This window comes from Dialister sp. i34-0019-2H8 (genome assembly GCF_042846925.1).
Taxonomy (GTDB): domain Bacteria; phylum Bacillota; class Negativicutes; order Veillonellales; family Dialisteraceae; genus Dialister.
In genome coordinates this window covers 2509138-2518828 of record NZ_BAABYQ010000001.1, presented here as the reverse complement: position 1 = coordinate 2518828, position 9691 = coordinate 2509138, and the positions used below count along the sequence as shown (strand labels likewise).

Genomic DNA, 9691 nt, shown 5'->3' with positions numbered 1-9691 from the left:
CTTTGGGAAGAGGCTTGATGGCATCGGAGAAAGCGGCGATTGAATATCTTTGTGGATAAGTGGATAAGTCTGTGAATTAATAGATGCTTTCTATGGCTTTTCCACACGTTCTTCTGCGGTTTTCAAATGGCATTGTGAATAACTTCATTGTATCATTTCCCTTGCCTCTTGTATATGTACAAGATGTGGGGAGGAAACCGGACAGGGACGCAAGGAAAACGGCGGAGAGTGGGTTTGGATTTCAAGGTCAGCCCTTGTGGCTAATGCCATTAAGTTAAGCGGCAGAACGTTCTAGGCTCCCCATCGGGGGAGCGGGTTCTATGGGTTCGAAAGGTAGAGCGGGGTTGGTGCGGCGCCAGATCCTTCGACTCAGTTCTCACTGCTTTGCCTTTACATTTTCGAACATCCGACATTTCACTCCGCTCAGGATGACGAAATGGGGCGATGCCTGAAGGTCTCTTAAGCGCAGGTTCCCCTCGTATCGCCAGCCTTCCCCTCGAGGGGAAGGTGCCCCGAAGGGGCGGATAGGGCACAGGCGGTATGAAAGAGAGCGGGAAGGAGCGTCTTAAGTACGTCGTTTATGAGAGTACCCTATCCACCGCTCCGCGGTCCCCCTTCCCCAATGGGGAAGGCTAATCGGTGGCGGCTTCGCCGAGATCGATGACGAGGTCGCAGCTGTTCTGGTATTCGTTATCTCACATACGACGTTTATCGCCGCTCAGGATGACGAAACGGGGCGATGCCCGAAGGTCTCTTGACAGCAGCTTCCCGTTTTGATTTTCTGTCATCGACCGCCGGATCGCCAATGAAAAAGATTTCTCGCTTCGCTCGAAATGACGATGCGGGGGCTGGTGTCTCTCGGTGTATTAGCCTTCCAATCCCCAGCCACTAGTCACCTCTCCCTTCTCCCAAACCTTGTCTTGCCAGCCTTCCCTTTGGTAAAATATAAGTAAAAATAACCTAAGCGAGGCAAAGTATGAGTGAGATTACAAATGATCCGCGGCTGAAACAGGCGGCGGAGGAAGCGATAGCAAAGGCAGTGGACCGGCGCGTGATTTCCTTCACGCTGGATGGCGAGACGTACTGGATCAAGCGGAAGATGGGAAATGGACGGAAACAGTTTGCTAAATATTCCGTCGAGAAGGAATTTTATTTCGAAGTGGCGAAGATGACCATCGCCGGCCGCATGGCGCCGCTGCTTGTGCCGGAGATCCTGGTGCTGACGCCGGACTATATGGTGACAAAGGACGGCGGGCGCACGCTCAAGAACTGGCTCGATACCGACATGCCGGAAGAAGATAAGGAACAGCTTCTCGAAGAGGCCGGCCGCGCGCTGTGCTCCCTCCATCAGGCAGGCATCGTCCATGGCCGTCCGGCACTGCGTGACATCACATGGAAAGAGGGAAATTTCACCTTTCTGGACTGGGAGAACTGCATGCTCACCAAAGACATTGAAGAGCAGAAGGCCGTCGACCTCATTCTCCTCCTCCATGGTCTGGCACGCGAAGACTACAGAGAAGAAGGACATCGCATGGAAGCCCTGGACCGTGGCTATCTGGCACAGGGCGGAGAGAAGACGCGTGAAAATGCGATCCGTCTCTTCCGGAAGCACGGCGTCCTCTGCCGCATCGTCAAGGCGCTCTCCCCCTTCCACATGGTCGATGTCGAAGCCGCCAGAAAGGTGTGCGAGTACTTTTTAAATTAGGAATTAGGAATGAAGGTGGCGGCTTCGACGAGCTCCTTCGGCTCAGGTCGCAGCTGTTCTGGCATTCGTACTCTCACATACGACGTTTTTCGCCGCTCAGGATGACGAAACGGGGCGATGCCCGAAAGTCGTATGCAAGTCACCAGTCACTAGTGACTGGTAGCTAGGGATTAGGAGTCTCAAGTGACTGGGAGACTAAGAGGCTTGAAGACCTCAGACTCCCGTATCGTCATTTCGAGCGAAGCGAGAAATCTTCCTTGCAGACCGATAAACGATGAATGTGTGAAAGCAGGGATTAGAAATCTCAAGTTACTACTTTAGGGCATCGCCCTATTTCTACTCTGCGGCGCTTCATTATTTTTCGCGCCGCACCCCAAGTTTGAAAGCAGGAATGAGTGGCTAGGGATTAGGGATTGGGGATTAGGAGTGACTAGTGACTGGTGACTAAATACAACCTTCGGGTATCATCATGATTTATACTCCGCGGCGCATTTCGTCATCCTGAGCGGAGTGAAATGTCGGATGTTCGAAAATGTAAAGGCAAAGCAGTGAGAACTGAGTCGAAGGATCTGGCGCCGCACCAACCCCCTTTGAACCTATAGAACCCGATGAACCTCTTTCGCACGCAATCAAAAGGCAGCACGCCCCATGGGCTGGCCCTAAGTCCATACCCAAAACTCATTTGACTTTCCATTCAAATCATGGTAGAATGTGTCCAATTTCAAAATAGACAAGGATCGGGATCAGGCTGGTGAATTTTCTCAGAGAGGCAGTGGATGGTGAAAACTGCTGAAAAGGACGCAGCCACGTCACCCGAGAGTCCTTTTTTTGATCCCCCTTGCGGTATAGAAAAAAGCGGCGGCTCCGTTATCGCCCAATCGAGCAGGAAACAGCGGTCTGTTTCCATGGCAAGGTGGTACCTCACGCAATGTGCCCTGTCGGATGTTTTCCGGCAGGGATTTTTTATTGGCAGGAAGAAATCCCAAGGTTCACGGGTCTGGAAGGCGCCTCCGCTTTGCGAGCGGTATATGCAAGCCGAAACATGCGGCGGCTCTATAAGATGGATGTGCCGCCCTGCTGAACCCTTGGAAGTGACAGAACCATTTCCGCAAGCCGTTTCCCGGATCCGATCCCGGATCCTTCCTCCATTCACGAAAGGAGTTTACTATGAAGAAAAATTTCTTGATCCCGATCGGGCTGATGCTCTTTGCCCTCTTCTTTGGCGCAGGGAATCTGATCTTCCCAGTGTACATGGGCCAGAATGCCGGCGTGGATACCATTCCCGCGACGCTGGGCTTTCTTTTGACAGGCGTAGGGTTTCCGATCCTTGCCGTCGCAGCGATCGGCTATGCCGGGAGCGACCTTGAGTCACTGGCCTCCCGTGTACACAAGGGCTACGCCATTTTCTTCACCGTCTGCCTCTACCTCACCATCGGGCCGGCTTTCGCCATCCCCCGTACAGCGACGACATCCTATGCGATCGGCATCGCGCCCTTCTTCGGTGAATCAATGCAGCAGACCGCGCTCTATGCCTTCGCCTTTATCTTTTTCGTGATCTCTTGGTGGCTCTCCATCAGCCCATCGAAACTGGTCAACCGCATCGGGAAGATCATCACCCCGGCACTCCTTCTCTTCCTCGCCATCCTTTTCATCACAGCGACACTCTTCCCGATGGGCAGCTGGCAGGAGGCACAGGCAGCCTATCAGCCCTCCATCAAAGCGCTGACGCAGGGCTTCCTCGATGGATATAACACCATGGATGCACTGGCTGGTTTCGTATTCGGCATCATCGTCGTCAATGCTGTCCGTCAGTATGGCGCGGCAAGCAATGAAGAGGTCGCCTCCCATACCCTGAAGAGCGGCCTCATCGCGGGCGGCTGTCTGGCTGTCATTTACATCTTCCTTTCCGTCATCGGTGCCTGCTCTGTAGAGAAGCTGGGACTTATGAAAAACGGCGCAGACATCCTGGTCGGTACCGCGCACCACTACTTCGGTAGCTACGGCCGCATCCTGATGGGCGTGATCGTCCTCCTCGCCTGCCTCACCACCAGCGTCGGCCTCATCACCGCCTGCGGCGAATATTTCAAGAAACTCATCCCTGCGCTCTCCTACAGAGCTTGGGTGACCGTATTCTCCGTCATTTCCTTTGGTATCGCCCTCTTCGGCCTCACCACCATCATCACCGCTGCCATTCCGGTCCTCATGTTCCTCTATCCTTTGACTATCTCCCTCATTTTCCTCACCTTTGGTGATCACCTCTTCGGCGGGAAACGCAGCGTCTACGCCTGCGCCACCCTTTGCACTCTGATCCCTGCCCTCTACGACGGATGTCACACGGCCGGTCTCTCCCTCGGCGCGATCGACGGCCTCATGCAGTCCCTCCCACTGGCAGGCTATGGACTTTCCTGGATCTCCTTCTTCCTCTTCGGAAGCGTGCTCGGGATGGTCTTGGGGAAAAAATAGGAATGAGGAATGAGGAATGAGGAATGAGGGATTAGGAATGAAGGTGGCGGCTTCGCCGCGAATATATATATATGTGGCGATGCCCGAAGGTTTGCGATGGTAGGTTTCTCTCGTATCGTCAGCCTTCCCCTCGAGGGGAAGGTGCCCCGAAGGGGCGGATAGGGCACAGACGGTATGAAAGAAAGTGGGAAAGCGGAGAGGTGCGCCGCACAACCCCTGCCCTACCTATAGAACTTATAGAACCTACTGGACCTCTTTCACAAGCAATCAAAGGACGGTACGCCCAAGGGGCTAACCCTGAACCCTTAAAGTTCGAAAGCAGGGATGATTAGTAGCTAGGGATTAGGAGCCGCAAGTGACTGGTAGCTAGTGACTGGTGACTTAAATACTACCTTCGGGCATCGCCACCATCTATACTCCGCGGCGCTTCTGATTTTTATGCGCCGCACCACCCCCTTTGAACCCTCTGAACCTGTTGACCCGCTGAACCTCTTTCGCATGTAATCAAGGGACAACACGCCCCATGAGCTAACCCTGAACCCCGAACCCTGAACCCTTAAACCCTTTATCTCACTCCCCATCTGTGCTATGCTATACGAAACAGCAAACCGCTCACTATCCACGATTTCCAAGAAACGAGGTCCTTCCCATGACATCTGCCGATGAAAAAAGTCTCGCCCTGCGCAAATGGATCTTTGCCGGGCTGATGGTCGCCGCCGGCGTACTGCTTTCCCCCATGTTCTCCTTTCCGCTGGGCGTGACGAAAGCATTTCCCCTGCAGCATATGATCAACATCTTTCTTGCGGTCCTCTGCGGCACGCGCTATGGCACCGCAGCCGCCTTCGGCACCTCCCTCATTCGCAATCTCTTAGGCACCGGCAGCCTTCTCGCCTTCCCCGGCTCCATGGTGGGCGCTTTCCTCTCCGGCTACCTCTACAGCCACACGCACAAGCTCTGGGCTGCCGTCATCGGAGAATTCGTCGGTACCTCGATCATCGGAGGACTCCTCTCCTACCCGATTGCCGCCCTCTTCATGGGTTCGGCCAAAGGCGCCTTCTTCTACGTCTCCCTCTTCGCCGTCTCCTGCGGCGCAGGCTGCGTCATCGCCTTCGTCGTCCTGAAGGGCATGAAAGTGATTCAAACAGAATTCTCGAAAATGTAAGAAAATAAAAAGCCCAGTCCCCACATTGATCAGCCCCTGTCAAGGTAGACATGGCAAATATCTAAAAAATTATAGCCGTAAGTTCCATGTTGGTGTTTTAGTATCAGCATGGGATTTGCGGCATTTTGTTATGCCGCGAATTTTGCTTTGTATTTCTGAATCCGTTTGTTCTCGGCAATCGGGAACTGTTCCGGGTTCTTCGCGTGCAGAGCTGCCATGCGAACTTCCATTGGCGTCCTTACTCCAAATCGTTCCTGAAAACGTTCGTAATTGTAAAAATGGACGTATTGGTCGATGGCCGAACGCAGCTCGCCGCCGCTGCTGAACTTATTCAGGGAATACATCTCTGTCTTCACAATTCCCCAGAAACCTTCCACTGGGCAATTGTCGATGCAATGCCCAACACGGGACATGGATTGCTCCATCCCCTGCTTCGAGAGCTTGAACTGGAATGCTTTACTGGTATACTGGAACCCCCGGTCACTGTGGAACAACGGGTGTGCTTCCGGATTTTTGCGAATCGCCTGCTCAAATGTGTCAAACACCAGCTTATTGTCATTGCGTCCGCTTATGACGTAGGCGACAATCGACCGGTCATAGAGATCGAGGATGGCGCTCAAATAGAGCTTTTTGACGACTGATCCTTCGTACCATTTGAATTCTGTCACGTCCGTTGCCCACTTCTGGTTCGGTCGTTCTGCCTGAAAACCCCTGTGAAGGATGTTCTCTGATGTGGCTTCTGGTGTGGTCCTTCTGTATTTTGCCTTCTTGCACCGGATCACGGAATGGATATTGAGCTCCTTCATGAGTCGATGAATGCGGTTCCTGCTGTAATGCGTGTGGTTCAGGCGATTGATCCAATCAGTCATGCGCCGATAGCCCAGGATGTGGTGGAATCGTTCATCATACTCTTGGATCAGTTGGGCGATGATCTCGTTTTCTTTTTCCGCTTTTGGGACATCTCGCTTCAGCCATTGATAATAGGATGCTCTCGTAATACCTACCTGACCACACAGCCAGCAAATGCCCCAGCCCTTTTCTGCGTGGCACTGCTGGATTGCTTCATAGGTTATGGCATGGCGCAGCCTGCCAAGTTTCACCTCCCTTCCAGGGCTTTCAATTTTTTTAAGAAATAGACCAACCTCTCCTGTTCCTCAAGCTGCCGTTTCAAGCGCCGGTTCTCACGCCGGAGACGTTCCATCTCGTCAACTTCTTCGTCGGTTTTATGATGTCCGCGCCGGTCGGTAAGGCCAGCTTCCCCGTCAGCGACGTATTTCCTCACCCAATCGTATACCTGACTGTAGGAAACGTCATAGTGCGCAGCGGTGTCCTTGTAGTTCTTGCCATGCGATAGACAATACTCCACAATCTCCTTGCGCTCCGAAAGCGATGTTTTCTTTCTTGCTCCTGCCATATAGACCTCCCGTTTTGGATCGTAGTCCTTAAGTTCTATATGGTCATTATACTGCTTCATCCAGTGCCGGAGAACGGAACGGCTTGAAATGTTGTATTTTGCTACGATGTTGTCAATGCTGCCCTCGCCACGTAGCACGGCAAGGACGCAGCTTGCCTTGAATTCCTTGCTGTAGCTTGCGTTCCCAGCTCTATCCATGAAAGAGGCCTCGCCCTGTTTCTCGTATTTCCTTACCCAGCCACGAAGACTCCGCTCGGATATCCCATTCGCTCTGGCGATTTGTCGGTAAGATCCTTTGCCGGAAAGATATTCTCTCACTCTGGCAAGCATCCAATCTGCTGAATGTTTCCTTTTGGCCATTAAAAAAATCCCCCTAAAGCAGTTTGGTTATTTACCTTGTCTGCTTTAGGGGGATCATATCACATCGGCGGCTGGACTTTTTTATTGGGGCAGGGATGAGTGACTAGTGGCTAGTGACTGGTAGCTAGGGATTAGTGGCTAGGGATTAGGAGTGATTAGTGACTGGGATTTGCCGACATCGTCATCCCGAGCGCAGCCGAGGGATCTTTACTGCACTGCGGGAATCAGTGTGTATGCGCCGAGGGAAAACGATGTCTTGGTGCTGCCTCACATCAGGCGATGAGCATTCTGCAATAAAGATTTCTCGACTACGCTCGAAATGACGATGCGCGCGAAGCGCTATCAAAACTCCGCGGCGCTTCTGATTTTTATGCGCCGCACCACCACTCCTCACTCCTAACTCCTCACTCCTAACTGGCGAGTAGAGCTTTCACACGCAATCAAGGGACGGCACGCCCCACGGGCTAACCCTGAACCCATCAACCTGAACCCCTTTCTCTCTTGACACTCTCCCACATATTACGCTATAATGTTTTAGTTTTGTGAATAAAAAATAATACACATGATATCCGTAAGTTTTGATATTACATTTTTGCATGAGAAACCGAGAGCGCACCATGGGGAAAGCGGCTCCGATTTCAGAAGAGAGGAACCATGAAACACGCTTTTTTGAAAGCAGCCATTGCAGCCTGCTTCGCCTGCGCCGCAGTGACCGTAAGCGCAGCAAATCCATTCACCGACGTATCTGCTGACGACTGGGCCTATCAGGCCGTCGCTTCGCTCTCCGATGAGGGCGTCATCGACGGCTATCCGGACGGCACCTTCCGCGGAGACAAGCATGTCACCCGTTATGAGATCGCGCAGATCGTCGCCCGCCTGATGGCGAAGGAAGACACACTGAATGCGTCCCAGAAGGAGACCCTCGCCAAGCTCTCCTCTCAGTATGCGAATGAACTCAAGGACCTCGGTGTCCGCATCGCAGAGCTTGAAAAGAAGCGTGGTGCGACCGACCTCATCACCGAGCTCCGTGTCCAGAGCATCGACCGCTATGACGATGTATTCAAGGGAAAAAAGCACAACGAGCTTTCTACCCGCGTCCGCCTGAATACCATCACCCCCGTGAACGACCGCGTCCACCTCTACGGTCAGATCGAAACCATTCTGGATATGAATGGCAAAGAAAGCTATGACGTGAACCGCATCAATCCGAATGATAAGAATCAGAAAGAAATTCGCAATGGTTACGGCGATGGCGATTTCCACCTGAACCGTCTGTGGACCACCTACCAGTTCGGACCGAAACAGGATACCTCGAAGCTCCCCTTCGGCCCGTCCAAAAACCTCATTGGTATCGGCCAGTTCCCGGTCAAGATGGGTGTCACCGGTTACACCTATGACGGCGAAGTCAAAGGCGTCTTTGCCTCCTTCGGCGACTACCTGAAAGGCGGCCGCCTCACCCTCGCCTTCGGCCGTGCGACGAATATCAACTACGCGTACACCGGCCCGATGATGCGCGGCGTAGCACTGAAGAATACGGAGATCTCCGACCTTATGGGCAAAGCAGCTGGACAGGCTGCTTTGAAAGCGGGTAAGACGCCAGAAGAAGCTATGAGTGTGTATAAGAGTACCTATAAGACATTGAATGACGGCTTATCCAGCAACAATATAGCGGATCGCGCAGCTGCTGCGCAGAAAATCAATGCTATGGTCGCACAGGCATCTCCTGAACTGCAGAAGCTCGCAAAGAATCTGACACCGATGCTTGATGGGGAAAATGCATTCAACTACTTCCCGATGGATAATGTACATATGGGCTGGGGCGATGACGAAGACGTACCGGTCGCTTACGCCTCCTATATTTATAAGAAACCGGGCCAGTGGGAAGTCCACGCTTACGGCATGAAAGCCTGCGGCCCTGTCGGCCATATCGCGAAAGCCTACGGCTTCGCCGGCTCCTACAACGTCACCCCGATGCTTCGCGTCCAGGGGGAATTCGTCAAGAACCTCAGAAAGCTTCCGCTGAACAATGAACGTCCGTACAGCTACAACTACGGCATTCACTACGGCGAAGCGAATGTCCTCAAGGCCAAGTCCTTCTCCATCGGCGTCGACTACGTCTACAGCCAGGCAGGCACCTACTTCGGCGGCTCCAGCAACGATATCGTCGACCAGTACATGGGGCATGTCTACAGCGATTGGAGAGGAAGAAAAATGCCGGCCTACTTTGCGGATAAGCTCGATGCGACACTGAATGGCACCGACTCTCCGGATAAGAAATACGGCGGCGCGAAATTCTACCTTGCCAAAGCCTCCTTTGTCCCCATGCGCGGCCTCCTTGTCGAAGCCAACTACGGCTTCAACGCCAAAGATATGGGCGGCAAGAAGATGGACAACATGTTCATGCTGAAAGCGACCGCATATATTAAATGATCGCGGATCGCGAAATTTTCTCACCTCCGTGGATAAGAAATAGAAATCGGTGATGGTGCAAAGTTCAAAAAATTCAACGGTATTTCCGTTTGGAAGAATACTGTATGACCGTGCGGTGCTTTTATTACGCACCGCACCACCCCATTGCCCTCACAGG

General features: G+C 52.8%; 6 protein-coding genes. 4 read left to right on the top strand and 2 right to left on the bottom strand.

Going from position 1 to position 9691, the window contains the following annotated elements:
- Nucleotides 1-976 precede the first annotated feature (976 nt).
- The 3 genes from ACGG9R_RS10900 to thiW all read left to right on the top strand — a co-directional run bounded on the left by ACGG9R_RS10900 (nucleotide 977) and on the right by thiW (nucleotide 5330).
- Complete coding sequence (locus ACGG9R_RS10900; RefSeq protein WP_390155007.1) at nucleotides 977-1705, top strand: hypothetical protein; 729 nt, start codon at nucleotides 977-979, stop codon at nucleotides 1703-1705.
- A gap of 1167 nt (nucleotides 1706-2872) precedes the next feature.
- Nucleotides 2873-4168: a branched-chain amino acid transport system II carrier protein gene (brnQ, locus tag ACGG9R_RS10895; protein ID WP_390155004.1), complete on the top strand. Its 1296-nt coding sequence runs from the start codon at nucleotides 2873-2875 to the stop codon at nucleotides 4166-4168.
- A gap of 649 nt (nucleotides 4169-4817) precedes the next feature.
- Complete coding sequence (thiW, locus tag ACGG9R_RS10890; protein ID WP_390155001.1) at nucleotides 4818-5330, top strand: energy coupling factor transporter S component ThiW; 513 nt, start codon at nucleotides 4818-4820, stop codon at nucleotides 5328-5330.
- 128 nt (nucleotides 5331-5458) lie between these two features.
- On the opposite strand, the gene ACGG9R_RS10885 is transcribed toward thiW, so the two are convergent.
- Nucleotides 5459-6430 carry an IS3 family transposase gene (locus tag ACGG9R_RS10885; RefSeq protein ID WP_390154573.1) on the bottom strand — a complete coding sequence of 324 codons (972 nt, stop codon included), beginning with the start codon at nucleotides 6428-6430 and terminating at the stop codon, nucleotides 5459-5461.
- Nucleotides 6427-7104, bottom strand: coding sequence for a helix-turn-helix domain-containing protein (locus ACGG9R_RS10880; protein WP_390151395.1), 678 nt, complete (start codon nucleotides 7102-7104; stop codon nucleotides 6427-6429). The genes ACGG9R_RS10885 and ACGG9R_RS10880 overlap by 4 nt, the downstream gene beginning before the upstream one ends.
- A gap of 654 nt (nucleotides 7105-7758) precedes the next feature.
- On the opposite strand from ACGG9R_RS10880, the gene ACGG9R_RS10875 reads away from it, so the two are divergent.
- Complete coding sequence (locus tag ACGG9R_RS10875; protein WP_390154998.1) at nucleotides 7759-9534, top strand: S-layer homology domain-containing protein; 1776 nt, start codon at nucleotides 7759-7761, stop codon at nucleotides 9532-9534.
- The last annotated feature ends 157 nt before the right edge of the window (nucleotides 9535-9691 follow it).